Annotated in this window: 27 protein-coding genes and 2 pseudogenes; 7 read left to right on the top strand and 22 right to left on the bottom strand. The window is 60.1% G+C overall.

The annotated features are described in order from the left end of the window. Positions 1-86: 86 nt before the first annotated feature. From ACEN83_RS30560 to ACEN83_RS30540, 5 genes are read right to left on the bottom strand one after another with little or no spacing between them, the layout of a single operon-like run. A complete protein-coding gene (locus tag ACEN83_RS30560) occupies positions 87-722 on the bottom strand; it encodes an SCO family protein (RefSeq protein ID WP_116579863.1) in 636 nt (211 codons plus the stop codon). Next, the gene (gene cyoE, locus ACEN83_RS30555) at positions 719-1,618 is read right to left on the bottom strand and encodes a heme o synthase (RefSeq protein WP_007969813.1); all 900 of its coding nucleotides are present in this window, start codon (positions 1,616-1,618) and stop codon (positions 719-721) included. The genes ACEN83_RS30560 and cyoE overlap by 4 nt, the downstream gene beginning before the upstream one ends. Continuing rightward, on the bottom strand, positions 1,606-2,679 hold the full coding sequence (locus ACEN83_RS30550) for a COX15/CtaA family protein (protein ID WP_495579157.1): 1,074 nt from the start codon (positions 2,677-2,679) through the stop codon (positions 1,606-1,608). Before ACEN83_RS30550 ends, cyoE begins: the two co-directional genes overlap by 13 nt. Positions 2,680-2,689: 10 nt before the next feature. Beyond that, positions 2,690-3,283, bottom strand: coding sequence for a PA_0111/PP_0108 family redox-active disulfide protein (locus ACEN83_RS30545; protein ID WP_007969815.1), 594 nt, complete (start codon positions 3,281-3,283; stop codon positions 2,690-2,692). Continuing rightward, on the bottom strand, positions 3,249-3,989 hold the full coding sequence (locus ACEN83_RS30540) for an SURF1 family protein (protein WP_495579156.1): 741 nt from the start codon (positions 3,987-3,989) through the stop codon (positions 3,249-3,251). The genes ACEN83_RS30545 and ACEN83_RS30540 overlap by 35 nt, the downstream gene beginning before the upstream one ends. A 71-nt stretch (positions 3,990-4,060) precedes the next feature. Between ACEN83_RS30540 and ACEN83_RS30535 the strand changes: the two genes are divergently transcribed. Next, positions 4,061-4,264, top strand: coding sequence for a twin transmembrane helix small protein (locus tag ACEN83_RS30535; RefSeq protein WP_008045798.1), 204 nt, complete (start codon positions 4,061-4,063; stop codon positions 4,262-4,264). A gap of 33 nt (positions 4,265-4,297) precedes the next feature. Here the strand turns inward: ACEN83_RS30535 and ACEN83_RS30530 are convergent, their stop codons facing one another. From ACEN83_RS30530 to coxB, 5 genes and pseudogenes are all read right to left on the bottom strand, one after another. Next, entirely contained in the window at positions 4,298-5,185 is an 888-nt protein-coding gene (locus tag ACEN83_RS30530) for a cytochrome c oxidase subunit 3 (protein ID WP_495579155.1), read from the bottom strand. 25 nt (positions 5,186-5,210) lie between these two features. Beyond that, a complete protein-coding gene (locus ACEN83_RS30525) occupies positions 5,211-5,762 on the bottom strand; it encodes a cytochrome c oxidase assembly protein (protein WP_429397221.1) in 552 nt (183 codons plus the stop codon). Between the two features lie 13 nt (positions 5,763-5,775). Then, positions 5,776-5,892 (bottom strand): annotated as a pseudogene (locus ACEN83_RS30520) (outer membrane lipoprotein carrier protein LolA); the annotation flags it as partial. Continuing rightward, the gene (gene ctaD / locus ACEN83_RS30515; RefSeq protein ID WP_007969820.1) at positions 5,889-7,481 is read right to left on the bottom strand and encodes a cytochrome c oxidase subunit I; all 1,593 of its coding nucleotides are present in this window, start codon (positions 7,479-7,481) and stop codon (positions 5,889-5,891) included. The gene ctaD and the pseudogene ACEN83_RS30520, both read right to left, overlap by 4 nt. An 82-nt stretch (positions 7,482-7,563) precedes the next feature. Then, positions 7,564-8,691: a cytochrome c oxidase subunit II gene (gene coxB, locus ACEN83_RS30510; RefSeq protein ID WP_007969821.1), complete on the bottom strand. Its 1,128-nt coding sequence runs from the start codon at positions 8,689-8,691 to the stop codon at positions 7,564-7,566. Positions 8,692-9,060: 369 nt separating this feature from the next. Between coxB and ACEN83_RS30505 the strand changes: the two genes are divergently transcribed. Next, a complete protein-coding gene (locus ACEN83_RS30505) occupies positions 9,061-9,711 on the top strand; it encodes a hypothetical protein (protein ID WP_116579859.1) in 651 nt (216 codons plus the stop codon). Positions 9,712-9,820: 109 nt separating this feature from the next. Here the strand turns inward: ACEN83_RS30505 and ACEN83_RS30500 are convergent, their stop codons facing one another. The 3 genes from ACEN83_RS30500 to ACEN83_RS30490 form a co-directional block, all read right to left on the bottom strand. After that, positions 9,821-11,347 carry a SulP family inorganic anion transporter gene (locus tag ACEN83_RS30500; protein ID WP_495579154.1) on the bottom strand — a complete coding sequence of 509 codons (1,527 nt, stop codon included), beginning with the start codon at positions 11,345-11,347 and terminating at the stop codon, positions 9,821-9,823. Positions 11,348-11,437: 90 nt separating this feature from the next. Then, entirely contained in the window at positions 11,438-12,169 is a 732-nt protein-coding gene (locus ACEN83_RS30495) for a carbonic anhydrase (RefSeq protein WP_007969824.1), read from the bottom strand. Between the two features lie 244 nt (positions 12,170-12,413). Further along, positions 12,414-13,472, bottom strand: coding sequence for a PA0069 family radical SAM protein (locus tag ACEN83_RS30490; RefSeq protein WP_495579153.1), 1,059 nt, complete (start codon positions 13,470-13,472; stop codon positions 12,414-12,416). Positions 13,473-13,681: 209 nt separating this feature from the next. Here ACEN83_RS30490 and ACEN83_RS30485 point away from each other — a divergent pair, with 209 nt between their 5' ends. After that, positions 13,682-13,987: a hypothetical protein gene (locus ACEN83_RS30485; protein WP_116579856.1), complete on the top strand. Its 306-nt coding sequence runs from the start codon at positions 13,682-13,684 to the stop codon at positions 13,985-13,987. 221 nt (positions 13,988-14,208) lie between these two features. Next, positions 14,209-14,853 carry a dual specificity protein phosphatase family protein gene (locus tag ACEN83_RS30480; RefSeq protein WP_495579152.1) on the top strand — a complete coding sequence of 215 codons (645 nt, stop codon included), beginning with the start codon at positions 14,209-14,211 and terminating at the stop codon, positions 14,851-14,853. Positions 14,854-15,064: 211 nt separating this feature from the next. Here ACEN83_RS30480 and ACEN83_RS30475 read toward each other — a convergent pair whose 3' ends face one another. Together ACEN83_RS30475 and prlC are read right to left on the bottom strand one after the other, a co-directional pair. Continuing rightward, positions 15,065-15,352, bottom strand: coding sequence for a YheV family putative zinc ribbon protein (locus ACEN83_RS30475; RefSeq protein ID WP_007969831.1), 288 nt, complete (start codon positions 15,350-15,352; stop codon positions 15,065-15,067). Beyond that, positions 15,349-17,400: an oligopeptidase A gene (gene prlC, locus ACEN83_RS30470; protein ID WP_495579151.1), complete on the bottom strand. Its 2,052-nt coding sequence runs from the start codon at positions 17,398-17,400 to the stop codon at positions 15,349-15,351. The genes ACEN83_RS30475 and prlC overlap by 4 nt, the downstream gene beginning before the upstream one ends. 88 nt (positions 17,401-17,488) lie before the next feature. Between prlC and ACEN83_RS30465 the strand changes: the two genes are divergently transcribed. The 3 genes and pseudogenes from ACEN83_RS30465 to ACEN83_RS30455 all read left to right on the top strand — a co-directional run. Next, positions 17,489-18,034, top strand: coding sequence for a gamma carbonic anhydrase family protein (locus ACEN83_RS30465; protein WP_056726737.1), 546 nt, complete (start codon positions 17,489-17,491; stop codon positions 18,032-18,034). A gap of 26 nt (positions 18,035-18,060) precedes the next feature. Beyond that, on the top strand, positions 18,061-18,708 hold the full coding sequence (locus ACEN83_RS30460; RefSeq protein ID WP_218503749.1) for an HAD family hydrolase: 648 nt from the start codon (positions 18,061-18,063) through the stop codon (positions 18,706-18,708). Between the two features lie 35 nt (positions 18,709-18,743). Then, positions 18,744-18,821: pseudogene (locus tag ACEN83_RS30455) on the top strand (outer membrane lipoprotein carrier protein LolA); the annotation flags it as partial. Positions 18,822-18,839: 18 nt separating this feature from the next. Here the strand turns inward: ACEN83_RS30455 and ACEN83_RS30450 are convergent. From ACEN83_RS30450 to ACEN83_RS30420, 7 genes are all read right to left on the bottom strand, one after another. After that, positions 18,840-19,466, bottom strand: coding sequence for an ABC-type transport auxiliary lipoprotein family protein (locus ACEN83_RS30450; protein ID WP_495579150.1), 627 nt, complete (start codon positions 19,464-19,466; stop codon positions 18,840-18,842). Next, on the bottom strand, positions 19,463-20,401 hold the full coding sequence (locus ACEN83_RS30445; RefSeq protein ID WP_495579149.1) for an MlaD family protein: 939 nt from the start codon (positions 20,399-20,401) through the stop codon (positions 19,463-19,465). Before ACEN83_RS30445 ends, ACEN83_RS30450 begins: the two co-directional genes overlap by 4 nt. A gap of 1 nt (position 20,402) precedes the next feature. After that, a complete protein-coding gene (locus tag ACEN83_RS30440) occupies positions 20,403-21,206 on the bottom strand; it encodes an ABC transporter ATP-binding protein (RefSeq protein WP_007969839.1) in 804 nt (267 codons plus the stop codon). Then, entirely contained in the window at positions 21,203-22,351 is a 1,149-nt protein-coding gene (locus tag ACEN83_RS30435) for an ABC transporter permease (protein ID WP_495579148.1), read from the bottom strand. The genes ACEN83_RS30440 and ACEN83_RS30435 overlap by 4 nt, the downstream gene beginning before the upstream one ends. Positions 22,352-22,405: 54 nt before the next feature. After that, positions 22,406-23,434, bottom strand: coding sequence for a DUF5924 family protein (locus tag ACEN83_RS30430; RefSeq protein WP_495579147.1), 1,029 nt, complete (start codon positions 23,432-23,434; stop codon positions 22,406-22,408). 144 nt (positions 23,435-23,578) lie between these two features. Then, positions 23,579-24,955 carry a M16 family metallopeptidase gene (locus ACEN83_RS30425; RefSeq protein WP_495579146.1) on the bottom strand — a complete coding sequence of 459 codons (1,377 nt, stop codon included), beginning with the start codon at positions 24,953-24,955 and terminating at the stop codon, positions 23,579-23,581. A 56-nt stretch (positions 24,956-25,011) separates the two neighbouring features. Continuing rightward, positions 25,012-26,670 carry a Na/Pi cotransporter family protein gene (locus ACEN83_RS30420; RefSeq protein WP_493725546.1) on the bottom strand — a complete coding sequence of 553 codons (1,659 nt, stop codon included), beginning with the start codon at positions 26,668-26,670 and terminating at the stop codon, positions 25,012-25,014. Positions 26,671-26,790 lie beyond the last annotated feature (120 nt).

The raw sequence follows: 26,790 nt of genomic DNA, 5'->3' as shown, positions 1-26,790 counted from the left end.
AGCCTGCGGCAGCTCCTACAGGGAACACATTGTAGGAGCTGCCGCAGGCTGCGATCTTTTTTTGCCTGTGGGAATGGGCTTGCCGCTTAATTACGTTTGAGCATCACCGGCAACTGCGCCACCAGCTTCGCGTTGTTCAACGGCGCCCGGATGAAGCCGCGCTGCGTGCCGTCCGGCCCGATCACCGCGAGGTTGCCACTGTGGTCGACCGTGTAGTTTGGCTTGTTGGTGTCCGCCGGAATGAACGGAATGCTCACCGCGTTGGCGACCTTTTGCAGCTCATCGATCGACTTTGGCGCGAGGCCGACAAACTGCGGGTCAAAGTAGCTCAGGTACTGCTTGAGCTGCTGAGGCGTGTCGCGATGGGGATCGACGCTGACCAGCACGATCTGCAGCTTGTCCACCGCCTCGGGCGGCAACTCGCTCTTGATCTGTCGCAGCTGGGCGAGGGTGGTCGGGCAGACGTCCGGGCAGAAGGTGTAGCCGAAGAACAGCAGGCTCCACTTACCCTTCAATTCATTGATCGTGACCGGCTGACCATCCTGATTGGTCATCGTCACGTCCGGCAGATTGCGGCTCTGCGGCAGCAAAATGATACCGGCGTCGATCAGCGCCGTCGGATCGCCCTGGTTTTTTCCGGACAGCACCTTGTTGACGGTCAGGCCCAGGATCAGTGCGACCAGGGCGACGAGGATGAAGACGGTTTTCTGGGTTCGAGTCATAGGTTCAACAGTAAGTAGTGGTCTACGAGCAGGGCGATAAACAGCAGGAACAAGTAGTAAATAGAGTACTTGAACGTGTTGATCGCCGCGTGCGGCCGAGTGCCACGGTACAACACCACGGCCCATTGCAGAAACCGCGCCCCCAGCCCGAGCGCGCAGACCAGGTAGAGCGTACCGCTCATGTGAATCACGTAGGGCATCAGGCTGACGGCGAGCAGCGCAAAGGTATACAGCAGGATATGAATCTTGGTGTAGTGCTCGCCATGGGTGACCGGCAGCATCGGGATGTCGGCCTTGGCGTATTCCTCCTTGCGATGGATCGCCAGCGCCCAGAAGTGCGGCGGGGTCCAGGCGAAGATGATCAGCACCAGCAGCAGCGGTTCGGCGCTGACGTGACCGGTGGCGGCGGTCCAGCCGAGCAAGGGCGGCGCGGCACCGGCCAGACCGCCGATGACGATGTTCTGCGGGGTCGCACGCTTGAGGAATCCGGTGTAGATCACCGCATAACCGAGCAGCGAGGCGAGAGTCAGCCACGCGGTCAGCGGGTTGGTAAACGCCAGCAGCATGGCTTGTCCGAGGGCTGCCAATACCAGCGCGAACGTCAGCGCGGCGGTCGGAGATATCCGGCCTTCGGCGAGCGGCCGTTTGTGGGTGCGCGCCATCACTGCGTCGATGCGCCGGTCCACCACATGATTGACCGCCGCGGCGCCACCGGCACACAGGGCGATGCCCAGGTTGCCGAACACCAGCACCGTCCACGGCACCCCGGCACGGGTCGCGAGGAACATCCCCACCAGTGAAGTGATGAGCATCAGCACCACGACCTTGGGTTTGGTCAGTTCCAGGTAGTCACGCCAGATCGCCTGACTGGGACGTTCGCCGATCAGAATCGCCATGGCATCTCTCCTTTTATTGTTATGGGCCCGGCTGAGTGTTTACGCAGGCTGAAGCGCCAGCGCGTTGGCTGCTTGACCCGGACCAGACTGGTTCGGGCGTGGTAGTTGACCAGCACCATGGTCAGCAACAGCGCGGCGCCGCCCGCGTTATGCGCGACGGCCACCGGCAGCGGCAGATGGAACAGCACGTTGCTGATGCCCAGGGTGATTTGTGCGCCAAGGGCAATCAGCACCAGGCCCGCCAGGCGCGTCATGCCGACCGCCTTCAATTGCCAGGCCAGGCCGAGCAATACCAGGATGACCAGCAAGGCACCGATGCGATGGGTCAGGTGGATGGCCGTACGGGCGTCGCTGTCCAGTTGCCCGCCGAGGTAATTCGGGCCGATGTGTTGGGTCAGATGGAAGCCATTGGCAAAGTCGGCAGGCGGCAGCCATTGGCCGTGACAGGTTGGAAAGTCGATGCAGGCCACGGCGGCGTAGTTGGAACTGACCCAGCCACCGAGGGCGATTTGCCCGATCACCAGCAACAGCCCCGCCGTCGCCCAGTGCTGCAAACGTCGTGGCACGGTCAGCGCCGGCAGTACGCCGGACAGGCGCAAGGTCAGCAGAAACAACAGGCTTAAAGTCGCGAAGCCGCCAAGCAAATGCCCGGTGACCACCTGCGGCCAAAGCTTGAGCGTTACCGTCCACATGCCGAACGCGGCCTGGCCAAAGACCACCGCCAACAGAAACAACGGCAACTTCACCGGTTGCCCCGGATGACGGCGATGCAACCACGCACGACCGGCCAACACCGCGATCAACACGCCCAGCGTGCCAGCGAAGTAGCGGTGGATCATCTCGTTCCAGCCCTTGTGGGCCTCGACCGGAGCATCCGGGAAATGCAATTCGGCATGGGCCAGCTGGGCTTCGCTTTTCGGCACGCTGATGAAACCGTAGCAGCCTGGCCAGTCCGGGCAGCCGAGGCCGGCGTGGGTCAGGCGGGTGTAGGCGCCGAGCAATACCACGATCAGTGCCAGCAAGGTGGCAAACAACGCGAGACGAAATCCAGGCTTGGCCATGACGATGCCCTTATCCGATGTTCGACAGTTTCAGCAGGTGGCGTAGATCGTTCAGCAGGTCCTTGCCCTTCACCGACGGGTCGTAGCGCAGCACCAGATTGCCGTGGGGATCGATGATCCACAGGTGCGGCGCGTCATTGCTCTGAGCGCCTTTTGTGTAGGCAGGCAAGTCCAGTGGATAGCGTTGCAACTGCGGGTACTCGCGTTGAAGTTTAGTCTCGTAATCACTGTTCAGCGTCTGCGCGGCGGCCAATGCATGGCTGGCGCGGGACGCATCGCGGCCGAGGCCGATCTGGATCTGCCGCGCCAGGTACACCAGTTGCTGGCAGTCCACCGCGCAATCCTTGGGCGCGGTCACCAGGATCTGCCAACGCTCTTCCTGGGCCTGCACGCCAATGTCCGCGCGGGTCTGACCGTTGCCGATGAGTTCGCCGTGATAACTGCGGCCCTCGGGCACCCAGAAATTCAGCTTGTACATGCCGGTCGCAAGGATCATCGGACCGATCACCCCGAGCAGGATCAGCAACAGTTGCATACGGCCCTTGCGCCGGTTCACCGAAGGTTTCGCCTCAGACATGCTGGGTGGATTCATGGCCGCTCCCATGGTGTTTCTCCTTTGCGTTGTGCCAGCCGAGATAGAGATAAAGACCGAACAGGGCGATCGCCATGGCGAACCACTGCACGGCATAAGCGATGTGTTTTTCCGGGCCCGTGGCGACCACCGGCCAGTCGGCCTGATAAGTGGCCGGGCCGGTTTCGGCGCGTAGCTCAAAGGCAAAGCCTTCGCGGTTCAGCGTCTTCCAGAGACTGGCCGGCTCAACGGCCGTAATCAGCTTCGGCCACGTCGCTGTCGCCGGGTCTGCATGCAACTGAAACGGCACACCGGGGGAGACGTAGACCCACGCGTCGAGGCTGACGGCCTCGGCAGGTGTCTTGAATTGCACGGGTATGCGGCGTTCCGGCCAGGGCAGCCAGCCGCGATTGACCAGCAGCCAGAGCCCGCTGGCCTGATCATGAAAGGGTTGCAACAGCTCGACGCCGACCCTGCCGTTACGTTGACTGTTGTCGAGCAGCAGGCTGTGTTCGGCATCGAAGCGGCCGTGCAGGCGAACCCGGCGGAAAGCCGGGTCAGCGGTGTATTGCAGTTCGGTGCTGGCCATCGGCTCGGCGGCCCGGCGCTCGGCGTAGGTTTGCAACAGCGCGCTTTTTTCTGCGCCCCGGTTCAATTGCCAGAACCCCAGGGACACTAGTAGCGGCAGCAACAGTGCGACCACCAGCGTTGGCACGATACCCGGCCGAAAGCGCTTCATGGCATCGCCAGAAAGTCGGTCATCGCGATAGCTATACTCAAGTGCATCGCTTGTCCCCCCGGAGTCCCACCATGCTCAAAGCAGCCATCGTCCTGATGCTGATTGCCACGGTTGTCAGCCTGTTCAGCGGCCTGTTTTTTCTGGTCAAGGACGACAGCCGTTCAAACCGCCTCGTCATTGCCTTGAGTGTGCGTGTCACGCTGGCCGCCATTACCCTCGGTCTGATCACCTGGGGGTTTTTCAGCGGCCAGCTGGTGTCCCACGTGCCGTGGTAGCTCAAAGCTTCAAGCTTTTAGCTTCAAGCTGCTTTAAAGCACATAGACAAAAACGAACAACCCGATCCACACCACATCCACGAAGTGCCAGTACCAGCTCGCCGCTTCGAAGCCGAACTGGTGCTCGCTATCGAAGTGCCCGCGCATGACCCGCATCAGCATCACGAACAGGATGATGGTGCCAATGGTCACGTGGGCGCCGTGGAACCCGGTGAGCATGAAGAAGGTCGCGCCGTAGATGCCCGAACCCAGGGTCAGGCCCAGTTCGCGGTAGGCGTGCATGTACTCTTCGGCCTGGAAGGTGAGGAATGCACAGCCCAACACTACGGTGAGCGCCAACCACAGCTTCAGTGCGCCGCGATGGCCCTTTTTCAACGCGTGGTGGGCGATGGTCACAGTCACGCTGGAGCTCACCAGCAACACGGTGTTGAGCAGCGGCAGGCCCCAGGGGCTGATGACCTCCTTGGGCGGCGGAAACAGTTTCGAGTCGGGGTTGTCCAGCAGCGGCCAGGTGAACTGGAAGCTCGGCCACAGCATGTGCGCGATGCCCTTGGCGCCTTCACCGCCAAGCGCTGGCCCGGAGATGTGACGCACATAAAACAGTGCACCGAAAAAAGCGATGAAGAACATCACTTCCGAGAAAATGAACCAGCTCATGCCCCAGCGGAACGAGCGATCCATTTGCGCGCTGTACAAGCCGCCGCGACTTTCCTTGATCACCGTGCCGAACCAACCGAACAGCATGTAGGCCAGCAGTAACCCGCCGACGAAAAAGATCAGTGGCCCGTGGGATTCCGGGCGCGCCGCTTTCAGATCGTTGAACCAGGTGGCCAGGCCATACACAGTGGTAACCATGCCGAACGTGGCGATGATCGGCCATTTGCTTTGGGCGGGAACGTAATAATGCTCATGAGTTGCCATTTATTGTTCTCCTTATCGGGCACGCTCAGCCGCCAGTGTTTACAGCTACCGGTGGATGTCGGGCGGTGATATCGAACAGCGTGTAAGACAGCGTCAGGTGCTTCACATCCTTGGGCATGTCACGGTCAACGATGAAACGTACCGGCATCTCGATCCGTTGACCGGGCTGCAGCACTTGCTGGGTAAAGCAGAAACATTCGGTCTTGTGGAAGTACGCCGCCGCGGTGCTTGGCGCGATGCTCGGAACGGCCTGGGCACTCATCGGCTTATCGGTGGGGTTGTGGGCGATGAAGATCATCTCGTTCACCGCCCCCGGGTTAGCGGTCAGTTCGTCATGCTTGGGGTAAAAATCCCACGGCATATCGGCGGTATTGGTCGACAGGAACTGCACACGCACCTGCCGCGAGGTATCGACCGTCTGCTCCCCCTCGTACTGCCCGGCGGTCTTGCCATTGATGCCGAAGGCCTTGCACATCACGTCGTAGATCGGCACCAGCGCAAACCCGAACACAAACATTGCCCCCACTACCAGCAATAGACGGGTGACCAGTTTCTTCAGCGAAATCGAGTCAGCCATGATTGCAAACCTCTACGCATAACCCTGTAGGAGCGAGCTTGCTCGCGAAAAACCTGAGAGCGCCGCGGGGCATCAGGCTTCCAGCGTTATCGTTCACGACCATCGCGAGCAAGCTCGCTCCTACAGTCATTTCACTTCCGGCGGCGTGGTGAAGGTGTGATACGGCGCCGGCGACGGGATGCTCCACTCCAGGCCTTCAGCCCCATCCCACGGTTTGGCCGGTGCCGGCGGGCCGCCGCGAATGGTCTTGATCACGATGAACAGGAAGAAAATTTGCGTGGCCCCGAACATGAATGCGCCGATCGACGACACCATGTTGAAGTCGGCGAATTGCAGGTTGTAGTCCGGAATCCGACGCGGCATGCCCGCCAGTCCCACGAAGTGCATAGGGAAGAAGGCCAGGTTCATACCGATGAACGACAGCCAGAAATGCAGCTTGCCGAGAGTTTCGTCGTACATGTGGCCGGTCCATTTCGGCAACCAGTAGTAGGCCGAGGCGAAGATCCCGAAGATCGCCCCCGGTACCAGCACGTAATGGAAGTGCGCGACCACGAAGTAGGTGTCCTGGTACTGGAAGTCCGCCGGGGCGATGGCCAGCATCAGTCCGGAGAAACCGCCGATGGAGAACAGGATCACGAACGCCACGGCAAACAGCATCGGTGTCTCGAAGGTCAACGAGCCCTGCCACATGGTGCTGGCCCAGTTGAACACCTTCACGCCCGTTGGCACCGCAATCAGCAGGGTGGCGTACATGAAGAAAAGCTCACCCACCAGCGGAATGCCGACCACGAACATATGGTGCGCCCAGACGATGAACGACAGGAACGCGATACTCGCCGTGGCGTAGACCATCGAGGTGTAGCCGAACAGCGGCTTGCGCGAGAAGGCCGGAATGATCGAGCTGACGGCGCCGAAGGCCGGCAGGATCATGATGTACACCTCGGGGTGGCCGAAGAACCAGAACACGTGCTGGAACAGCACCGGGTCACCGCCACCGGCGGCGCTGAAGAAGCTGGTGCCGAAGTGGATGTCCATCAGCATCATCGTCACGCAACCGGCCAGTACCGGCATCACCGCGATCAGCAGGAACGCGGTGATCAGCCAGGTCCAGACGAACAGCGGCATTTTCATCAGCGTCATGCCGGGGGCGCGCAGGTTGAGGATGGTGGCGATCACGTTGATCGCACCCATGATCGAGCTGATCCCCATCAAGTGAATGGCGAAGATGAAGAAGGTCACGCTTTCCGGTGCGTAGGTCGTCGACAGCGGTGCGTAGAACGTCCAGCCAAAGTTCGGCCCGCCACCGGGGGTGAACAGGGTCGAAACCAGTAGCAGGAACGCCGCCGGCAACAGCCAGAAGCTGAAGTTGTTCATTCGCGGCAGGGCCATGTCCGGCGCGCCGATCATCAGCGGGATCATCCAGTTGGCGAGGCCGACGAAGGCCGGCATCACCGCGCCGAAGACCATCACCAGACCGTGCATGGTGGTCATCTGGTTGAAGAATTCCGGCTGGACGATCTGCAGCCCCGGCTGGAACAACTCGGCGCGAATCACCATCGCGAACGAGCCGCCGAGCAGGAACATGGAAAACGCAAACCACAGGTACAGGGTGCCGATGTCCTTGTGGTTGGTGGTCAGCACCCATCGCATCAGGCCTTTGGCGGGGCCGTGGGCGTGGTCGGTGGCGGTATGAACATGTTCATCGATTACAGCAGTCATGTCCTGTCTCCTGCAAACAGATGGGCTGGGCAGGTCGGGATGCGTAGCCCCGACCGGTTCCTTACGTGCGCAATAGACCGGGTCATTTGCTTTCCGCCTGTTTCAGCTCCAGCACTTCTTTTGGCGTGACCATGTCGCCCTTGTTGTTGCCCCAGGCGTTACGTTCATAGGTCACGACCGCTGCGATATCGACTTCCGAGAGCTGTTTGCCGAACGCGGCCATGGCGGTGCCAGGCTTGCCGTGGAAGACAATGCTCAGGTGACCTTCTTTCGGTCCGGTGGCGATTTTCGAGCCCTTGAGTGCCGGGAACATCGGCGGCAGGCCCTGGCCTTCGGCCTGGTGACAGGCCACGCAGGTAGTGTGATAGACCTTGTCGCCGCGCTCCTTGAGCTCGTCGAGGGTCCATTCCTTGCTGGTCAGCTCTTTGAGCTGCGCGGCCTCGACCTTGCGATCGGCCAGCCATTTTTCGTAATCGGCCTTTTCCTTGACCTCGACCACGGTCGGCATGAAGCCGTGATCCTTGCCGCACAACTCGGCGCACTGGCCACGGTAGATGCCGGGCTTGTCGATGCGGGTCCAGGCTTCATTGACGAACCCGGGTATCGCATCGCGCTTGACCGCGAAAGCCGGCACCCACCAGGAGTGGATCACGTCGGCAGAGGTCACCAGGAAGCGCACTTTGGTGCCGACCGGCAGCACCAATGGCTTGTCGACCTCGAGCAGGTAGTGCTCGCCCTTGGCTTCCTTGTTGTGGATTTGATCCTGAGGGGTGGTCAGGTTGCTGAAGAACTCGACGTCCTGGCCCAGGTATTTGTAGTGCCACTTCCACTGGTAGCCAGTGACCTGGATATCGATCTCCGGCTCGCTGGCGTCGTACATCTTGATCAGGGTCGCAGTTGCGGGAACCGCCATGGCCACCAGGATCAGGAAGGGCACGATGGTCCAGAGGATTTCGACGGTGGTGCTTTCATGAAATTTGGCGGCCACCTGCCCGGTCGAGCGGCGGTGGAGAATCATCGACCAGAACATGGCACCAAAAACGATGATGCCGATCACCACACAGATCCAGAAAATGGTCATGTGCAGGTCGAATACTGCGTGACTGATTTCAGTCGCTCCAGGCGCCATATTCACAGTCCAGGCCGCTTGCGCCTGACTGAAAATCGACCACAACAGGAGGCCCATCCAGACATGTGGATGTCGCATCATTGCGGGTTCCCCTTATCGTTCTTGTTATCCCGCCGGCTTTCACCTGCGGCAAGGGAGCGGCTGCATCAGACTACGAACTTGAGCACCGGGCCTTGCTGCATATGCAGTCGGGCGTCATCAGCTAACTCCATTCCACCCCGAGTATAGACAGCACCTCCGACCTCGCAATGCGAAGGCGTAAATCATCTGAAACAGCATTAACTTGCATTGCAGGGCACGAATGGAGAAGGATGCAGACGAATGGTGGCAAACCGATATAACGGGGTCGTCTCAAGGATGAAATAATTATGACAAATGCGTCTTAGCATTTTTCGTAAGCCAGCTAAGTTATGTCTTCCCTATTTCATTGCCTTGTTTCCTGGAGTTTTCATGAACACCGCCGCATTGCGCGAGCAGATCCAAAAAGCCCAACACCACGAAGCCGAGACCGGCCTGCTGACGCGTCAGCTGGAAAGTAAATTGCCTCATCTGCACCCGGCGATCCAATTGCCGGAGGCCGATACCAACGGCGTATTGACGCGATTTGTCGCCGCCTACATCGAAGAAGTGCCCGATCTGCTGGATGCAGCCAATGAAGTCGCCAGGGAAGCGGGCATCGAGTCACAGATCAAACCGGTGCTGAAAATCGCCGAGCAGTACTTCCTCCAGCCGCCAGCCATCATGGCCGGCCATGTCGGGCTCGACAGCCTGTTGGATGAAGCCTATCTGGCGCACCGGTTTGTCGAAGAGGTCAACGACCTGTACATCAAGCATTTCGGCCAGCCACTGATCCCCTTGGACATGACTGTCGCCAACCTGATTGCTCACCAATTGATCGGTGAGTCGTTCGCCAACCAACTGGACGAAGTAGTGCATCACGCCATCGACGAGATGCTCAACGACGAAAGCTTCGCACTGGAGTCGGTGGAAGCCTACCGCGAGAAGCTCAACAGCCCGGACACCGGCGCCGCATGGAAACGCTGGCCGTGCATGTCCCGCCGCCTGGGCGTAGGCCTGGAGCTGGATCAGCCGGCTGCCTGATCCTTGAAACCTGTGGGAGCGGGCTTGCTCGCGAATGCGGCGTGTCAGTCGACATAAACGTTGAATGATTGACCGTATTCGCGAGCAAGCCCGCTCCCACACAGGTACCTCAGCCAGTCGCACCGACGCCGCTATTCGTCCGCACCCGCCCCTCAAGCCGACGCTTCAACCCTCGCGACTCAATCAACAGCTTCGAACCCTTGCCCGCATTGGCTCGTCCCCATTCCTCCAGCAACTCCAGGCACGAGTGATCGATGTAGCTCAGGTTATTGAGCGGCACATGCACCGTCGTACCCACCGGAATGCTGCCCAGCACCTGGGTCAGCGCCGGTACTTTGAGGAAGGTCGCCGCGCCCACCAGGCGCAACTCCATTTCACCTTCCCGAGGCAGGTCGATCAGGCTGATCTTCAAGCGTGAAGCTTTCAGCGCCAGTTTCACCAGGGTCAGGCCAAAGCCAATCAACACGCCCGTCAGCAGGTCGGTAAAAACGATGGCCAACGCGGTTGCCGCGTAAGTGAACATCGGCGCCCGACCATACCGGCCCAACCCCCGAAAGACCTTGAGATCCACCAGTTTGAAGCCGGTGTACACCAGCACACCCGCCAGGCTTGCCACCGGAATGCTTTGCAAGACGCTGGACAGCAACAGCACGAACGCCAGCAGCCACAGGCCGTGGAATATGGTCGAAAACCGCGTGGTTGCCCCGGCCTGGACATTCGCCGAACTGCGCACGATAACGCCGGTCATCGGCAATGCCCCAAGCAGACCACACAGCATGTTGCCGATACCTTGCGCCGTCAATTCCCGGTCAAAGTCCGAGCGCTGGCCGCTGTGCATGCGATCAACCGCCGCGGCGGAGAGCAAGGTTTCGGCGCTGGCGATAAAGGCCACGGCAAACGCCGCGATCAGCAATGTCGGATCGGCCAGGTTAAGCAGGTCCGCCGGCTTCAGCCAATCGATGGCCTCCGTCAGGTTGGCCGGTACCTCAACCCGCTTGACCTGCAACGCCAGCACCAGGCTGGCAAGCGTGGCCAGACCGACACCCAGTAGCGCACCGGGAATGAAGCGCAGGGATTGCGGACGGAATTTTTCCCACAGCCACATGACAGCAATCGTCGACAGACCGAGCAAACCGGCTTGCCAGCCAAACGTGGGCAATGCCTGAGCCAGCGCCGCCGGGAAGGCTGCCAGGTTATCGAGGCCCGAGGGTTTGGGTACGGCATCCAGCATTACATGCATTTGGGACAGGACGATCAGCACACCAATCCCGGCCAGCATGCCGTACACCACCGCAGGCGCCGTCACCCGAAACCAGCATCCCAGCTTCAATCGGCCCGCCACCAGTTGCAGCAAACCCGCCAGTAACAGGATGGGCCCAAGCATGGCGATACCGTGTTGGCGGACCAACTCGAAGACCAGAACCGCCAGACCCGCCGCCGGGCCACTGACTTGCAGCGGCGAGCCGGCCAACCAGCCGACCACCAGACCGCCGATGATGCCGGTGATCAAGCCTTTGGCCGGTGGCAGCCCCGAGGCAATGGCGATGCCCATACACAGGGGCAGGGCGACAAGAAACACGACCACCGAAGCCAACAGCTCCCGTGGCAGAACAGCTTTGAGTCGAGCAGCACGCATGATGAGTCTCCCGAAGTTTTCTTCAGGCATGGCAAAGCCAGGCTGCCTGAACGGCAGCCTCGGCTAAACCACACAACGATTTAGGAGGAGTTAGAAGCGCGCTTTTGGCGTCGCCACGGGAATTGGCAGGCTGCCATTGAGCGGCAGGAAACAGCCTTGATCGGCGTCGTACGCTTTGATTTCGCTGGTTTCGATGTTGTAGACCCAGCCGTGGATAAACAGCTGACCGTTGGCCATGCGCGAGGCAACCGACGGATGAGTACGCAGGTGCTGCAATTGGGCGATCACATTTTCCTCGGTGAGGATGTGCATGCTTTCGCTTTCGTTAGAGCAGTTGCAGTTCTCCTGCACCATGGTCTTGGCCACTTCGGCATGACGCAGCCAGGCTTTGACCGTGGGCATTTTCTCCAGACTGTCCGGATTGAGTACCGCGCGCATGGCGCCGCAGTCGGAATGCCCGCAAATGATGATGTGATGCACCCCCAGAGCCAGTACGGCGTACTCGATGGCCGTGGAAACACCACCGTTCATTTGCCCGTAAGGCGGCACAACGTTGCCGACGTTACGGGTCACGAACAGATCGCCCGGGGAGCTTTGTGTGATTAATTCAGGAACGATGCGCGAATCGGCGCAAGCGATGAACATCGCTCGTGGCCGCTGGGCCGTGGCGAGTTTCTTGAAGAGCTCTTCCTGCTGAGGAAAGATCTCGTGATGAAAATGCAAAAAGCCATCAACGATATGCTGCAACGCTGCATCGGCGGTTTCGGCCTCGGGTTGGGCTGAAGCCGACGCAGCCAACGGCTGTTTATCCTTGTCACTCATCAATTCATCCTCGTTGGCGGGCTCAGGGAGTCATCCCGTGCGGTCCGGTGTGAAGCCAGTGGCTGGTTAAAAAACATCCAGGCCAAACATCTCGACCCATCAGTCACTCGATGAACAAGGTAGCGGCCGAATCTTAATTGAAACTGAATAAAACGCTCTAGAATGCGTGTTCCAGGTCACAAAAAACGTGACCCGCCTAAGGCGCGAGCGCGATCTTCAGTACTCAACCATAGGTCAATTGTCCTCAAATCAACGACATTTGGCGACCGGGCGGACAAAAGGCATTGCAGTCCAGGTCAAAGCCTTCCCGGTGATTGAGCCCCAGGCGCTTGATGGTTTTGGCAAAGCGCTGTGCCAGCAGGTCGGCGAAGGGACCTTCGCCGCGCATTCGGGCGCCAAAGCGGCTGTCATAGAGTTCACCGCCACGGCTCTGGCGAATCAGGCTCAGCACATGCGTCGCCCGTTGCGGATAGTGGGCACCCAGCCATTCTTCGAACAACGGCGCCACCTCCAGCGGCAAGCGCAGCATCATGTAGGCGGCACTCTGCGCCCCGGCCGCATGGGCCTCGGTTAGCAGGCTTTCAAGCTCGCTATCGTTGATCATCGGGATCATCGGTGAACACAGAACGCCGACCGGGATACCCGCCTCGCGCATCACCCGGATCGCCCGCAACCGCGCCTTGGGCGCTGCGGCGCGGGGTTCGAGGATGCGCTTGAGTTCGTCGTCCAGGGTGGTCAGGCTGATCATGACCGCCACCAGTCTTTGGCTGGCAAGCTCGGTCAGCAGGTCCAGATCACGAAGAATCAGCGATCCCTTGGTCACGATGGTCACTGGGTGCCGATAGCGCAGCAGCACCTCAAGGGTCTTGCGAGTGATCTGGTATTCGCGCTCGATCGGCTGGTAAGGGTCGGTGTTGGAACCGAGGTTGATCGGCGCACATTGATAACCACGTTTGGACAGCTGCTCCTCAAGCACGTCCACGGCGTTGGTCTTGGCGATCAGTTTTGTCTCGAAATCCAGCCCGGGCGACATGTCCCAATAGGCATGGCTGGGGCGCGCATAGCAATAAATGCAACCGTGTTCGCAACCGCGATAGGGGTTGATCGAGCGATCGAAGGGCAAGTCCGGTGACGTGTTGCGGGTGATGATGGTTTTCGCCGTTTCGATGCGCACCTCGGTGCCTTGGGTGAGCGGTACTTCCTGGTACCAGCCGTCGTCTTCGGCCACCGAATGACTGGGGGCGAAACGGTTGTGCGGGTTGGTCGCAGTGCCGCGGCCACGGGGAGGAAATGGCGTGTGCATGAAAAACACCCGATAACTGTATGTGCATACAGTACATCGATCAAAGCCACTCGACCAGCGCCGTTCGGCACTATCTGATTATTTGTCATGCACGCTTTGCGTGATGCAACCGGGAGAAACATATAAAGCCTGGATGTTGCGACAAAACTGCATGTACCATTTTTTCGCTGCAAAACATAAACACCGATATTCTATAAAAGGATTTATTTATGTCGTTTTTTAATCGCCGCGGTATTTTTTTGCAAAAACTTGGACCGACTGTAGTTGATCCCGATGAAGTACTGGTATCGATGCAGTTCGCACTCAAGGAAGAAGGCTGGGATGAAGAAAACTCGGTCGCGACCACCTCTTTGCTGGACTCCACCACGCTGATTGCGTCCTCATACGACGGCGGCCAGACATTTAATATTGGCAGTGTCGACAAAGATATTGATGGTAACGGGACCATCAATTCCGATGACAAGGAAAAACTGCTGGCTCTGGCCAAAGCGTACGCCGGCATTGCGAAACCTTGAACCAAAGGTCCAGGCAAATATATTGTGATTAATCAGGTCCGGTCGAAGTTAATAATCGATCGGGTTTGATTTTTTATCGCCTATAACATTGTTCTTTCAATGAACGAGGCTCGAATCCCGTCAGCTTCACGATTCTTTGACAGTCCGCTCACAGGCCTTTGACCGTGCATGCCTGATCCTTGCCAGCATCTTCCCGTCCCTTTCAGAACGGTCGCTCAAGCATGCCTCTATCACGTTTTTTATCTGCAATATGCCTGTCGCTGGTCACACTCGTTAACCTGACACCGGCATTTGCTGACGACAGAGCGATGCACCGTCCGGCAGACTGGGCTCAACCGATCGAGAAACAATACAACCTCTTTCAAATGTCCCCTACCCTCTACCGCAGCGCCTTGCCGGACAAGGACGCGATGCCGTTGCTGGAGAAACTCAAGGTCGGCACGGTGATCAACTTCCTGCCTGAAGCAGACTCCAGTTGGCTTTCCACGCCAGGCATCACGCAAGTACAACTGCCTTATCGCACCAACCATGTGGATGATGCCGATGTGCTCAAGGCTCTGCGCGCCATCCAGTCTGCCGAAGCCAAAGGCCCGGTGCTGATGCATTGCAAACACGGCTCCGACCGTACCGGCCTGATGGCGGCCATGTATCGGGTGGTCATCCAGGGCTGGAGCAAGGAAGAGGCCCTGAACGAAATGACCCAGGGCGGCTTTGGTGACAGTACCCACTTCAAGGATGGCATCCGCTACATGATGCAGGCCGACGTCGAAAAACTGCGCACGGCCCTGGCCAATGGCGATTGCAGCACCAGCCCGTTCGCCGCTTGCTCGATGAAGAGCTGGTTCAAGTCCGCTCATATCGAATAAAAAAAGGTACTTCACGTAATTCCGGGAAACTGTAGGAGCTGACGAAGGCTGCGATCTTTTGATTTTGATCTTCAGAAATCTCCAGATCGCAAAAGCAAGATCAAAAGATCGCAGCCTTTGGCAGCTCCTACAGAAGACATTTCGTAATCTGTGCCGTGAAGAACCTAAAAAAAAGCCCCCGTTGCATGACGCTACGGGGGCTTTTTTACACTCAATGCTGTTCGTCGGGCTTTTTCTTCAGCTTCGGATTCGGGAAGAACTGAACCGCCTGAACCTTGGTGTCCGGGGCTTTGGGTGCGGTGGTGTTGACCCGCGTGCCAAGCTCCTTGGGCACCGACAGCCCTTGCTCATTGAGTGTGTCGGAGTAACCGCAGGCCACGCACTCCCGGTGCGGGACCTGGTCTTCGTTCCACATCATCAACTTGTCCGGCTCGCTGCATGCCGGGCAGACCGCCCCGGCGATAAAGCGTTTTTTCGTAATCACAGGTCCCTCACTCATGCTGCCGCGTCCTCACTCAGGCCGCTGTGGCGCAAGAGTGCGTCAATCGATGGCTCACGGCCACGGAAGTCGACGAACAGCACCATCGGCTCCTGGGAACCGCCACGGGCGAGGATCGCTTCGCGGAAGGCACGGCCGGTGTCGGCGTTGAGCACGCCTTCTTCTTCGAACTTCGAGAACGCATCGGCCGAGAGCACTTCCGCCCATTTGTAGCTGTAGTAACCCGCGGCATAACCGCCGGCGAAGATATGCGCAAAGCTGTTGGGGAAGCGGTTGTAGGCTGGCGGACGCATCACCGAGACCTCGTCGCGCACACCTTCGAGCACTTGCAGCACGCTGCGGCCGTCGCCATGGGTCGCGTGCAGTTCGAAGTCGAACAGCGAGAACTCCAGTTGGCGGACCATCATCAGGCCGGACTGGAAGTTTTTCGCCGCGAGCATTTTCCCGAGCAAGTCCTGAGGTAGTGGCTCGCCGGTTTCGTAATGACCGGAAATCAGCGCCAGGCCTTCCGGCTCCCAGCACCAGTTTTCCATGAACTGACTTGGCAGTTCGACGGCATCCCAGGCCACACCGTTGATGCCGGACACGCCAGCATGCTCGACGCGGGTCAGCAGGTGATGCAGGCCGTGACCGAATTCATGGAACAGGGTGGTGACTTCATCGTGGGTCAGCAGCGCAGGTTTACCGCTGTCAGCCGGAGTGAAGTTGCACACCAGGTTCGCCACCGGGCTTTGCAGCACGCCGCCAGCCGTGCGGCGACGGTCGCGGGCGCCATCCATCCAGGCACCACCGCGCTTGTTGGCGCGAGCGTAGAGGTCGAAGAAGAAGCGGCCGACGTGCTGGCCGTTTTCCTTGATCTCGAACAGACGCACATCCGGGTGCCAGGTGTCGAAGCCTTTGAGTTCGGCAATCTCGATGCCGTACAGGCGCTGGACGATAGCGAACAGGCCGCTGAGCACCTTGTCGATCGGGAAGTAGGCACGCAGGGCTTCCTGAGCCACGCTGTAACGTTGTTCACGGAGTTTTTCGCCGTAGAAACCGCTGTCCCAGCTTTGCAGGTCCGGGCAACCTTGCTCGGCCGCATAAGCCTTGAGCTGTTCCAGATCCTGGGCGGCGAACGGCTTGCTGCGCTTGGCCAGGTCGCGCAGGAAGCTCAGCACCTGATCGCTGGATTCGGCCATTTTGGTCGCCAGGCTCAGCTCGGAGAAACTGCTGAAACCCAACAGATTTGCCAACTCCTGGCGCAGGTCGAGGATTTCTTCCATGACCGGGCCGTTGTCGTTCTGGCCGGCATTCGGCCCCTGGTCCGACGCACGGGTGCAGTAAGCCGCGTAGACTTCTTCGCGCAGTGCGCGGTCCTGGGCGTAGGTCATCACCGCGTAATAGCTCGGGAATTCCAGGGTGATCAGCCAGCCGTCCAGGTCCTTGGCCTGTGCCGCGGCAGCCATTTGCGCCTTGGCCGAATCGGTCAGGCCGGCGAGGGCGGCCTCATCTGTGACGTGCTTGGTCCACGCCTGAGTGGCATCGAGCAACTGGTTGGAGAAACGGCTGCCCAGTTCCGACAGCTTGCTCTGCACCTCGGCGTAACGTTTCTGTTCGGCTTCCGGCAGGTCGATACCCGACAGACGGAAGTCACGCAGGGAGTGTTCCAGGATAGTTTTCTGCGCCACGTCGAAACCGGCGGCTTCAGGACTGCCGGCCAGGGCTTCGAAGGCCTGGAACAGCTCGCGGTTCTGGCCCATTTCGGTGGAGTAGGCGCTCAAGGCAGGCAGGCAGGACTCGTAGGCTTCACGCAGTTCGGCGCTGTTGCACACGGCATTGAGGTGGCTGACCGGGCTCCAGGCGGCACCCAGGCGGTCGTTGAGTTCGTCCATCGCCAGCACCAGGCCGGCCCACGTTGGCTGCTTGGCCTGGGTCTTGAGGATCTCGACAATGGCGGCGCGGTTGTCAGCCAGGATCTGTTCAATGGCCGGTTGTACGTGTTCGGCGCGGATGGCGGAGAACGGCGGCAGGTCATAGGACTGCAAAAGAGGGTTGTTCACGCTCACGGTTGATACCTTGGCTGGAGAAACATGCAGCCATCTTAATTACAATCGACGTTCACCGCAGCTATCAGCAACAGAGAGAAACCCTATCGTGAACCTTCGCAAGTATCAGAACCACACGCCGCTGCTGGGTAAAGGCGCTTTTGTCGATGGCTCGGCGGTGGTGATCGGCGACGTCGAAATCGGCGAAGACAGCTCGGTCTGGCCGCTGACGGTGATCCGTGGCGACATGCACCGCATCCGCATCGGCGCGCGCACCAGCGTGCAGGATGGTTGTGTGCTGCACATCACCCACGCCGGTCCGTTCAACCCTGATGGCTTTCCGTTGCTGATCGGCGATGACGTGACCATCGCCCACAAGGTCATGTTGCATGGCTGTTCGGTAGGCAGCCGGGTGTTGATCGGCATGGGTAGCATCGTCATGGACGGCGCCGTCGTCGACGATGACGTGATCATCGGCGCCGGCAGCCTGGTGCCACCGGGCAAGCACCTGCAAAGCGGCTTCCTGTATGTGGGCAGCCCGGTGAAGCAGATCCGCCCGCTGACGGACAAGGAACGCGCCTTTTTCACCTACAGCGCGGCGAACTACGTGAAGCTCAAGGACCTGCATCTGGCCGAAGGCTACGACCAGCTTTGACCCGGCCCCCTCATTCAGGACTCAACATGCATTACCAAACCGTTTTGTTCGACCTCGATGGCACCCTGACCGACCCGCGCGAGGGCATCACCCGTTCGATCCAGTTCGCCCTGGGCAAACTGGGTATCGATGAGCCGGATCTGGGCAAACTCGAACACTTCATCGGCCCGCCACTGTTGCAGGCCTTCATGCAGTTCTACGACTTCGATGAGGCCAGGGCGTGGGAGGCGGTGAATTTCTACCGCGAACGCTTCAAGGTCACCGGACTCTACGAGAACCGTGTGTTCGACGGCGTCACGCCGCTACTGGAAACCCTGAGCGGACAAGGCCGGCAGCTGTACATCGCGACCTCGAAACCCTGGGTGTTCGCCCGTGAAATCGCCCGGCATTTCGATTTTGCCAGGCACTTCAAGGTGATTTACGGCAGCGAACTGGACGGCACCCGGACCAACAAGGTCGATCTGATCGCTCACCTGATGGCCGAAGAAAAGCTGGACCCGGCCAACACCCTGATGATCGGCGACCGCAAGCACGACCTCATCGGCGCGCGCAGCAACGGCCTGGATGCAGCGGCGGTGGGTTACGGGTTCGGCAGCCACGAAGAGCTGAGCGCCGAAGCGCCGGCGTATCACTTTGAAACGCTGGCTGAGTTGCATCAGGCGTTTTTGCGCTGATACGACGTCTCCCTGTAGGAGCGAGCCTGCTCGCGATGGTCGTGAACGATAACGCTGGAAGCCTGACGCCCCGCGGCGCTCTCAGGTTTTTCGCGAGCAGGCTCGCTCCTACAAAGGAATTGCGCAGGCCTTCATGGCCGTGGTGGCGGCGCCAGTTTCTGTCCTTGCTCCACCGCCCAGTTCACCACCTGCGTGGTCAACTGATCATTCGCCTGACCGAACCCGACCACCACCGCCGGGACCTGCACATCGCTCAACGGCTGGCGCACTTCGAAGCGGCGACTGGCGAGGATTCGCTGGTCGTAACTGCGCACCAGCAATGCATCCAGACGCACGACCACGCTGGCATTCGGGCCCTGGTACTCAGTCTGGAACGCCTGCAGGCTGCCGCCCAATTCAAGGTCGGTCTGGAAAATACTGTCATCGGTGCTCAACAACGGCACACGCCCGTCATGCTGGAAACCTTGCAACAGGCGATTGCGCACCAGCACCGGCGCCGGGTCGCTCCAGCGCGAGCCCTTGTAGTGGCTGATCACGTCGCCCTGAGGAATGACTGCAATGTTCGGACTGTTCAACGCTTCACTGGACTGGAACTTGGTCAGGCGCAGCGACCAGTGCTGCGGCGTGCCATGGCTGGCCGGCGTGCTGCTCTGGGCTGAGGGCAATCGATAGACCTCGAAAAGCTCTGGCTTGGGCAGGATCGAGCACGCGCCGATCAGCGTGAAGCCAGCGAGGAGGGCAATCCGGATCAGCTTCATGGCGTGAATTCCTTGGTCTTGTCACTGCCCAGCAGGTAACCGCTGGGGTCGGCCTCCAGACGTTTGGTAATGACGCGCAATGAGGACAGGGTTTCGCGCATCTCGCGCACGGCCGGGCCCAGGCCATTGAGGCCTTGCATGCCGCTGTTGAGCGAATCCTGATTGGCGCTGATCAGTTTGTTGAGGGTGGCGCTGCTCTCCTGCAGCGACTTCATCGCCTGCTCGGCGCTGCCCAGCGCTTCCTTGCCATGCTCGTTGAGCAGCCCGTTGGCATTGCGCATCAGCGTCGTGGTCTGCTCCAGCATGTTGTTGGCCTGTTTGCCCACCGAAGCCAATTGCTGCATGGCCTGGCGGATATCGCCGCGCTGTTCGGCGATGGTTCCGGTGGTTTGCTCCAGATGCTCCAGGGTGTTGCTGATGCGCTCGATGTTTTCCGTGGAGAACATCAGGTTGGCGTTATGCATCAGCGTGCTCACCCCGGCCATCAGGTCTTCGCTGTCATTGAGCAGGCGGGCGATGGGTGAGGGCGAGGCGACAATGGTCGGCAGGTGGCCGTCCTTGCCCTTGAGCGTCGGGCTCTGAGGCGTACCGCCGCTGAGCTGGATGATAGAGGTCCCGGTGACGCCGGTCAGGGCCAATTTGGCCTGGGTGTCTTCCTTGACCGGGGTATCGCCGGCCAGGCGGATTCGCGCCAACACCCGGCGCGGGTCTTTCGGGTCCAGGCGCAGCGAGATCACATCGCCGACCTTGATCCCGCTGTACTGCACTGAACTGCCCTTGGACAAACCGCTGACCGCCTCGTTGAATACGACCTCGTAGTCCTTGAACTCGGTGTCGACACTGGACTTCGCCAGCCACAGACCGAACAACAGCGCGGCCGTCACCACAATCACGGTGAACAGGCCGATCAATACATGATGGGCTCGGGTTTCCATGTCAGACCTCGTTGAGCTGTTGGGCGGCCGTCAACGCCGCGCGGCCGCGAGGGCCATGGAAGTATTCGTGAATCCACGGATCGTTGGTTTCCGAGACCTTGTCGATGGCGTCCGCCACCAGCACCTTTTTCTGCGCCAGCACCGCCACCCGGTCGGTGATGGTGTAGAGCGTGTCGAGGTCGTGGGTCACCAGAAAGACACTCAGGCCCAGGGCATCGCGCAGGGTCAGGATCAATTGGTCGAACGCGGCAGCGCCGATCGGGTCGAGACCGGCGGTGGGCTCGTCGAGAAACAGGATGTCCGGGTCCAGCGCCAATGCCCGGGCCAGCGCGGCACGCTTGATCATGCCGCCGGACAGCGACGCGGGGTACTTCTCCGCCGCCGACAACGGCAACCCGGCCAGGGCCATTTTCACCGCCGCCAGATGCTCGGCGTCACTGCGGCTCAAGCCGGCGTGCTCGATCAGCGGCAGGGCAACGTTCTCGGTCACGGTGAGCGAAGAGAACAGCGCGCCTTTCTGGAACAGCACACCGAATCGCCGCTCCACCAGCGAGCGCTCGTGCTCGGACAAGCTTGGCAGGTTCTTGCCGAAGACTTTCACCACCCCTTCGCTGGGCTGGCGCAGCCCGACAATGCTGCGCAGCAGCACTGATTTGCCGCTGCCGGAACCGCCGACCACGGCGAGGATCTCGCCCTTGTACAAGTCCAGGTCGAGGTTCTCGTGCACGCTCTGGCTTCCAAAGCGGTTGCACAGTCCACGGACTTCAATCACCGCCTCGGAAGGCGCTCTGGGGATACGACTCACCAACCCATCTCCATGAAAAACATCGCGGCGACCGCATCCATCACGATCACCACGAAAATCGACTGCACCACACTCGACGTGGTGTGCGCGCCCACAGATTCAGCGCTACCACTGACCTTGAAGCCTTCGAGGCAACCGATGGCGGCGATAAGGAAGGCGAAGATCGGGGCTTTGACGATCCCCACCAGAAAGTGCTGTACGCCGATGTCCGTTTGCAGCAGCGACAGGAACATCGCCGGCGAGATATCCAGCGCCACCGCGCAGACCACGGCCCCCCCGATAATCCCCGACAGCATCGCCAGAAAGGTCAGCATCGGCAGGGCGATCAGCAGCGCCAGGACCCGCGGCACCACCAGCAACTCCACGGGGTCGAGGCCCAGGGTGCGGATGGCATCGATTTCCTCGTTGGCCTTCATCGAACCGATTTGCGCGGTGAACGCACTGGCGGTGCGCCCGGCCATCAGGATCGCGGTCAGCAACACACCGAATTCGCGCAGGAAGGCAAATCCCACCAGGTCCACGGTGAAGACCGTGGCGCCGAAGGTGGCCAGCACTGTCGACCCGAGGAACGCCACGACGGCGCCCACCAGAAAAGTCAGCAACGCAACGATGGGGGCGGCGTCGAGACCGGTCTGTTCGATGTGGGCGATCATCGGCGTGACGCGCCAGCGCTTGGGACGGAACAGGCCGCGGACGATGGTTTCGATGATCAGGCCAACGAAACCCAGCAGTTGCAGGGTGTCCTGCCAGACGGCGTCCACCGCCCGACCAATGCGGGTCAGCAACTGAATTGAAACACTGATTTCCGGTTCCTTGATCGGTACGCAGAAATCGGTCAACGAACAGTAGACGGTTTGCAGCAACGCCCGATCAGCAGCGGAGAGTGTGCAATCAGGATGTTCGGCGGAGCGACCGAGGCGCTCGGAGCCGAGCAGTTCGACCAACAGCGAGGCGCCAGCGGTGTCGAGGGCGCCGAGACCATTGAGGTCGATAGGGGTGTTGGCGTCGTACTGGCCGTGGAGTTTTTCACTCAACAGCTTGAGGTCAGGGTAGTGGGCAAGCGTCCAATCGCCCGTCACCCGCAACCGTGCCGGGGTGAGCGACGTGTCCAACTGGGCGTTGCCGGCCATCGTGCTGCTGATCATAAGCTCCGTGCTTGTTCAGTGATTGGGCAGCTCTACGTAATAGCACGAACCGTACTACTTTTCTTTGATCGCTGTGCTGTCCGTGACCTTGAAACGCAGCACGCCGATGACCTGGCCATCTTCGGTCAGCACCCGGACCTGCCATTTGCCGGCCGGGTTGCCCGGGAAATTCTGCTTGTGGGTCCAGGCACGGTACCCTTCCTTACGCCCGCCGTGAATATCCAACGGGATGCGGTCGACTTCTTTGCCGTTGAACTGCCAGACGTGATAAATCCGTTCGTCCAAACCCCGCGGGGCATTGATCGCGGTGTAGGCGTAAAGCCCGCCATTGCGGATCTGCTCGGCGCTGACTTCCTCGAGGCTGGCGCCAGGCGTTCGGTCCTGCATTTGCGTACTGATGGCCACATCGGTCATCCACAGCGTCGCCGGTGGGACCCACGAGCGCAGCTCCCACCCGACGGCGCCAATGCCCAGAGTGATACTCAAAATCGCCAGCGCGCTGCGCAGGGTACGAATCGGGAAGATCGACGCCAGGCTCGGGAACGACAGCAGCACCGAGATACCCAGTGCCCATTTGAAACTTTGCGCGGTGGTCAGGTGCATGATCACCGGCAACGCGGTGAGGAGCGCGGCGAACAAGGTCAGGGTGTGCAGGGCCAGAAACGCCCAGCGCCGTGGCGCCAGCCACTTGTAGTACAACGGGTCGATGATCGAAATCAGTGCCGCGACGCCCAGCAGCCCGGTGAAAAACAACTGGCCGCTGTTCCACGTCGTGGTGATGAAGAAGAACGGCAGGACAAAGAACAGGCTTTCCTGATGGATCATCTGCGTTGCGTAACGCAGCAAGGGTTCCGGGATTTCGCGCTTGAAAATGCGCGTGAACAGCTTGGTCAGGCTGTTCTCCAGCATCAGCCAGATCCAGCTGATCAGCATGATGGTGGTGATCCAGCTCGCCAGGCCTTGCTGGCGATCGACCAGGATGAAGCTGCCTACCCCGGAGATGAAACCAGCGAGCGCAATGACCCCGGGGTAGCGCTTCATCAATTCGAGGATGCGCTGTACGAAACGGGTCAGGTTTTGCATTCGGCGGTTTCACAGTGGTTGTAGGAAAAAACCTCGACAGGGTAGCGCTGGTGCGGCGCTGTGGCGAGGGTTCACGGTCAGTTACACCACGCTCCCACAGGGGATTGTGTTTCCCACAGGCAGTTTTCTTGCCAAACAGAATGATTACTTCCTGCGAAGCAAACGCCAGCCCACCAGCATCAACACGATCAAGCCCGCCCCACCAACCACCAACCACATCAACTGGTCATAGCTGAACAACGGCTTCTCGATCCGCAAATACCCCGGCTGCAACAGCAGTTCACGCACCGCCTTGTTCGCCTCTTCCAGCGTCACCCCCTGCAGCTCCCTGGCCGGATTGGTGAAGCGACCGTCCTCGTAGTCGCCGATGGCGCTCCAGTAGTAGTCGGCCAACGCACTGTTGCCTTGTACGGCCCAGGCCTGGCGGGCGATCGCGGCCTGTTTCAGGCGGTTGAACGTGTCGGCATTGAGGCCGTCCCTGAGCAGTTCGGCCTTCAAGTCATCGAGCACTTGTTCGGCCTCGGGCACGTCGTCGCGTTCAAGGTCGGCATTGAGGCTCATGAAACCCACGCCGCCGAACACTTCGCGTTCCGCCCACGGGCCATAGGACAAACCATGAGCCAGGCGCAGTTGGCGATAGAGCGCCCAATCCAGATAGTCCTTGAGTAAATCGAAGGTTTGGTCGTGACCGTCTTCCAGCACCGGCTCCGGCACCAGCCAGTGCAACTTGGCGCCGTTGCCGACCAGACCGTGGGGCAAGGTGCGCTCATGGGCGGCGCTGGCCCGGATTTGCGGCAGCGGCGGATGCTCGCCGGGGGGGATCGCTTCCAGCGCGCCATACGCCCGCTCCAGATAGGCTGGCAGCAACTTGTCGAGGTCGCCGACCACGATCAGGGTCATGTTGTTCGGCGCATACCAGTCCTTGCGCACCTGCTCCAGTTGCTGACGGGTCAAGTCATCGACTTGCGCACGCTCCGGGCATTTGAGGCCCAACTCGACGGCCAATTGGTTGCTGGCCGTGTGGCCGAGGTCCTGGCGATCGAGCCAGCGTTGCAGGTGCGAGTAGTGACCACCGTCTTCACGCTCGACCACCTGCTTGGCCGCGTTGATGGCGCTGTCGTCGAAGCGGGTCTGGGTCAGCAGCGCCAGCAACAGGTCGAGTACCTTGCGCTGGTTTTTCGCCGGGGCCTCGATGACGAAAGTCGTATCGGCATTGCTGGTAAAGGCATTCCACTCACCGCCCAAGGCCTGCATGCGTTCCTCCAGGCCACCTTCGCCACTGGCGTCGATGCCGCTGAACAACAGGTGTTCCAACAGATGTGGCAGTTCCTTTTCTTCGCAGCCGAAATCGTCCAGGCCAACGCCGACCACCAGCCGGATTGCCACATGCCCGCGATCAGTGCCGGGTTTGAGCAGCAACTGCAAGCCATTGCGCAGCGTGTAGCCCTCGACCTGAAAGCGATCCAGGGCGAATGACGGGAGTGAACCAAGCAACAGGCAGGCGAACAACAGACAACGCATAACAAGCTTCCATACGACCAGCGTAAGTTCAACAGACTTCAGGCGACTGTGGACGTTCAGGGTGAATGAGTGATGTCGCTCAAATCGTCGACCACCAACGCACCGGTGTCCGATGTTTCCAGCACCACGTAGGCACTGCTGCAAAACAGCGAATTCAGACGCTTCATGTCGGCGATCAGCTCCAGGTGCAACGAGCTGGTTTCGATACTTTGCACGATTTTACGGTGTAAACGGCTGACATGAGCGTGGGCCAGACGCCGTTCCTGTGCACGGAAACGACGTTTTTCACGCACCAGCTGGCGCGCACTTTCCGGGTCACCACTGAGAAACACCGACATCCCGAGCCGCAGGCTGGAAATCAACTGAGTGTGCAGTCCGGTCAGTTCGTCCAGCCCGACTTCGGAAAACGACCGGCGCTGTGAGGTTTTCTGCTGCTGAATCTTGCGCAGCATGCGTTCGATCAAATCGCTGGAGAGCTTCAGGTTGATCGCCAGCTCAATGATTTCCGCCCAGCGCCGGCTGTCCTGGTCACTGAGGTCTTCCCGGGGCATTTGCGCCAGGTACAACTTGATCGCACTGTAGAGCGCTTCGACATCGTCGCTCAGGCGACGGACTTCCTGGGTGACGGCGGTTTGCTTGCCACGCAACACATCGAGCATGGCTTCGAGCATGTTGTCGATCAGGTCGCCCATGCGCAAGGTTTCCCGGGCCGCGTTGGCCAGCGCCAGACCGGGCGTGACCAAGGCCGTGGGGTCAAGATGCCGGGGCTTGGCCGTGCCGTTGGCCAGCGGGCGCTCCGGTAGCACCCAGGCGCAAAACCTGGCCATCGGTTCGAGGCTGGGCAGCAGGATCAGGCAGCGCACGGTGTTGTAGAGCAGGTGAAAGCCAATGACCATTTCCTGAGGGCTGAAATCCAGGCCATCGAGCCAGTGCACCAGCGGGTCGAGCACCGGAATGATCAATAAAAGACCAATCAGTTTGTACAGCAGGCTGCCCAGCGCCACTTGGCGTCCGGCGGCGTTCTGCATACTGGTGCTGAGGAAGGCAAGTATACCGCTGCCGATATTGGCGCCGATCACCAGCCCGATGGCCACCGGCAGGCTGATCACATTGGCACCCGCCAGGGTCGCTGTCAGCAGCACGGCGGCCAGGCTGGAATAGGAAATCATCGCGAACAGTGCCCCGACCAGGGCGTCGAGCAGGATGTCGCCAGTGAGTGAGGCGAAAATTACCTTCACTCCTTTGGCGTGGGTAATCGGATGCGCCGCCTCGACAATCAGTTGCAGCGCCAGAATGATCAACCCCAAGCCAATGGCAACACGGCCCAACTGCCCGAGCCGGGTCTGTTTGCGCGACAGAAAGAAAATCACCCCGACAAAAATCAGCAATGGCGACAGCCACGACAGATCGAACGTCAGCACCCGCGCCATCAGCGCCGTACCGACGTCCGCGCCAAGCATGGTGGCCAGCGCCGGGGTCAGCGCCATCAGGCCCTGGCCGACAAAGGAGGTGACGAGCATGGCAGTGGCGTTGCTGCTCTGGACCATCGCCGTCACGGCGATCCCGGAGGCGAACGCCAGCCAGCGGTTGGCCATGTTATGGCTGATGACATGGCGCAAATTGGTGCCGTAGACCCGCAGGATGCCGGTTCGGACGATGTGCGTGCCCCAGATCAGCAGGGCCACGGCGGAAAGCAAATTGAGCAGGGTGAGCATAATGACCCCCTGTGGTGTAGCGCCCCAAAGGAGCAAATTGACGGTACCGCGCGACGTTCTACGTTCTGTACTTAAGCTGTAGTTGGCTAACGGTCTGCGCGCCAGCATCGCACAGCCAAA

The sequence above is a fragment of the Pseudomonas sp. Pseusp49 genome (assembly GCF_059491875.1).
Note: the sequence above shows the minus strand (reverse complement) of the source record. Positions and strands in the feature narration are given on the sequence as shown.

Coding starts and splice junctions, on each gene's coding strand:
- ACEN83_RS30430 (WP_495579147.1), bottom strand. CDS start 23,434: ATGCAAAACCTGACCCGTTTCGTACAGCGCATCCTCGAATTGATGAAG.
- ACEN83_RS30495 (WP_007969824.1), bottom strand. CDS start 12,169: ATGAGTGACAAGGATAAACAGCCGTTGGCTGCGTCGGCTTCAGCCCAA.
- ACEN83_RS30525 (WP_429397221.1), bottom strand. CDS start 5,762: ATGGCTGACTCGATTTCGCTGAAGAAACTGGTCACCCGTCTATTGCTG.
- ACEN83_RS30560 (WP_116579863.1), bottom strand. CDS start 722: ATGACTCGAACCCAGAAAACCGTCTTCATCCTCGTCGCCCTGGTCGCA.
- ACEN83_RS30535 (WP_008045798.1), top strand. CDS start 4,061: ATGCTCAAAGCAGCCATCGTCCTGATGCTGATTGCCACGGTTGTCAGC.
- ACEN83_RS30490 (WP_495579153.1), bottom strand. CDS start 13,472: ATGCACACGCCATTTCCTCCCCGTGGCCGCGGCACTGCGACCAACCCG.
- ACEN83_RS30435 (WP_495579148.1), bottom strand. CDS start 22,351: ATGATCAGCAGCACGATGGCCGGCAACGCCCAGTTGGACACGTCGCTC.
- ACEN83_RS30530 (WP_495579155.1), bottom strand. CDS start 5,185: ATGGCAACTCATGAGCATTATTACGTTCCCGCCCAAAGCAAATGGCCG.
- ctaD (WP_007969820.1), bottom strand. CDS start 7,481: ATGACTGCTGTAATCGATGAACATGTTCATACCGCCACCGACCACGCC.
- ACEN83_RS30500 (WP_495579154.1), bottom strand. CDS start 11,347: ATGCGTGCTGCTCGACTCAAAGCTGTTCTGCCACGGGAGCTGTTGGCT.
- ACEN83_RS30540 (WP_495579156.1), bottom strand. CDS start 3,989: ATGAAGCGCTTTCGGCCGGGTATCGTGCCAACGCTGGTGGTCGCACTG.
- coxB (WP_007969821.1), bottom strand. CDS start 8,691: ATGATGCGACATCCACATGTCTGGATGGGCCTCCTGTTGTGGTCGATT.
- ACEN83_RS30425 (WP_495579146.1), bottom strand. CDS start 24,955: ATGCGTTGTCTGTTGTTCGCCTGCCTGTTGCTTGGTTCACTCCCGTCA.
- ACEN83_RS30475 (WP_007969831.1), bottom strand. CDS start 15,352: ATGAGTGAGGGACCTGTGATTACGAAAAAACGCTTTATCGCCGGGGCG.
- ACEN83_RS30485 (WP_116579856.1), top strand. CDS start 13,682: ATGTCGTTTTTTAATCGCCGCGGTATTTTTTTGCAAAAACTTGGACCG.
- ACEN83_RS30480 (WP_495579152.1), top strand. CDS start 14,209: ATGCCTCTATCACGTTTTTTATCTGCAATATGCCTGTCGCTGGTCACA.
- ACEN83_RS30505 (WP_116579859.1), top strand. CDS start 9,061: ATGAACACCGCCGCATTGCGCGAGCAGATCCAAAAAGCCCAACACCAC.
- ACEN83_RS30545 (WP_007969815.1), bottom strand. CDS start 3,283: ATGGGAGCGGCCATGAATCCACCCAGCATGTCTGAGGCGAAACCTTCG.
- cyoE (WP_007969813.1), bottom strand. CDS start 1,618: ATGGCGATTCTGATCGGCGAACGTCCCAGTCAGGCGATCTGGCGTGAC.
- ACEN83_RS30420 (WP_493725546.1), bottom strand. CDS start 26,670: ATGCTCACCCTGCTCAATTTGCTTTCCGCCGTGGCCCTGCTGATCTGG.
- ACEN83_RS30550 (WP_495579157.1), bottom strand. CDS start 2,679: ATGGCCAAGCCTGGATTTCGTCTCGCGTTGTTTGCCACCTTGCTGGCA.
- ACEN83_RS30445 (WP_495579149.1), bottom strand. CDS start 20,401: ATGGAAACCCGAGCCCATCATGTATTGATCGGCCTGTTCACCGTGATT.
- ACEN83_RS30460 (WP_218503749.1), top strand. CDS start 18,061: ATGCATTACCAAACCGTTTTGTTCGACCTCGATGGCACCCTGACCGAC.
- ACEN83_RS30450 (WP_495579150.1), bottom strand. CDS start 19,466: ATGAAGCTGATCCGGATTGCCCTCCTCGCTGGCTTCACGCTGATCGGC.